This window comes from Bergeriella denitrificans NBRC 102155 (assembly GCF_001592185.1).
In the GTDB taxonomy this organism is placed as follows: Bacteria; Pseudomonadota; Gammaproteobacteria; order Burkholderiales; family Neisseriaceae; genus Neisseria; species Neisseria denitrificans.
Genome location: NZ_BCWL01000322.1, coordinates 1 through 1398, shown reverse-complemented (window position 1 = coordinate 1398; position 1398 = coordinate 1). Strand labels below are relative to the sequence as shown.

At 59.9% G+C, this 1398-nt stretch carries 1 protein-coding gene; it reads right to left on the bottom strand.

Going from position 1 to position 1398, the window contains the following annotated elements:
- Positions 1 to 57: 57 nt before the first annotated feature.
- The gene (locus BDE01S_RS10545) at positions 58 to 1326 is read right to left on the bottom strand and encodes a LysM peptidoglycan-binding domain-containing protein (protein ID WP_066081337.1); all 1269 of its coding nucleotides are present in this window, start codon (positions 1324 to 1326) and stop codon (positions 58 to 60) included.
- Positions 1327 to 1398 lie beyond the last annotated feature (72 nt).

Genomic DNA, 1398 nt, shown 5'->3' with positions numbered 1-1398 from the left:
AAAATCTGCATTTTCAGACGGCTTTTTCCCATCGCATTTCCATCGCCCAACGGTGTGTTAAGGCGCGATTTCGATTTCGATATCGGTTTCGGTATCGGGAAACATCGGTTGCGGCTCGACGGTTTTTTCATCGGCCATATTGTCCAAATCGCGGCCGGGTTCGGCGGCGGTGTCGCCGATTTTAATGCCGCTCAGGCTTTCCAGAATGATGGCCGAGGAGAGGTTTTCGGCGGTGCGGTACACCATGGCCAGGCCGATTTCTTCGGTGGGGATGGACACGGCTTCCACTACGTCGCGGCTTTTCGGCGCGGGTGCGAGGTTGTTGCGGAAATCGGTGCGGATTTGGCGGCCGCGTTTGTAGAGACCCAATACCGCGCCTTTATCCAGCCCGTCGGCTTCGCCTTTGTCTAAGGTAATGGTTTGGAACTGGCCGGCTTCGCCCACGCCGTTGAAAATGGAGACGACTTTGGCCTGCACCGGGCGCAGGGGCGCGTGCGGCATCATGTGGAAGCTGTCGATGCCTTCGGGCATTTTCAGCAGGTAGTCGCCCCGGCGGATTTCGGCAATCGCGGTTTCCACCACCATGGGCTGCGCGGCGCGGGTACGCAGGCGGATGAGGGCGTTTTCGCGGGTGTAGTATTCGTCATCGTTCAACTTTTCCGCGGAAAGACGGGTGCGGTTGGCCAGCGCGCTGTCGGTATAGGGCAGGGTGCGGACGATGCCGCTGAATACGGCTTCCTGCCCCAGGATTTTGCCGGTGTCGGGCGAGGTGATGTTTTTATTGATGCGGTAGGTCAGGTAGCGGCCGGGCGCATCCACCCCGTAGGCATAGACACGGTGCCCTTGCGTATAGAGCAGGCGGCTGTCGGGGCCTTCGACCAGGCGCGGTGCGTCGGCGGTTTGCGTCGGCGGAATAATCTGCGGGTGCTGCATAAACAGGCGGTAGAAATCCACATTCACGGTGGGAATGCCGTAGCCCGAGCTTTCCCGCAGGCGCGGCGAGAGGCGGACGGTGGGGATGCCGTCTGAATTCAGGCTGCCGTTGTCGAAGCCCAATACCGGCCGGCCGTTTTCATGGCGCAACACCAATACCTGCCCCGGATAAATCAGATGGGGATTGGCAACGGCGCTGCGGTTGGCGCCCCAAAGGTGGTTCCACTGCCAGGGGGAATACAGATATTTGCCGGCAATGCCCCACAAGGTATCGCCCGGCTTGACGGTATAGCGCTGCGGCGCATCGGGGCGGATTTGGAGCGCGGACGCGGCGGCGGATGCCGAAATAGCCAGCCCGGCGGCGCAAAGCAGGGTTATAATAGCGCGTTTCATGATGTATTCCTTGAAATCGACACAGATGGTCTATAGTCGGAGAGTAATTTCTGCTACGGCGTTGGATCGCTC

Coding starts and splice junctions, on each gene's coding strand:
- BDE01S_RS10545 (WP_066081337.1), bottom strand. CDS start 1,326: ATGAAACGCGCTATTATAACCCTGCTTTGCGCCGCCGGGCTGGCTATT.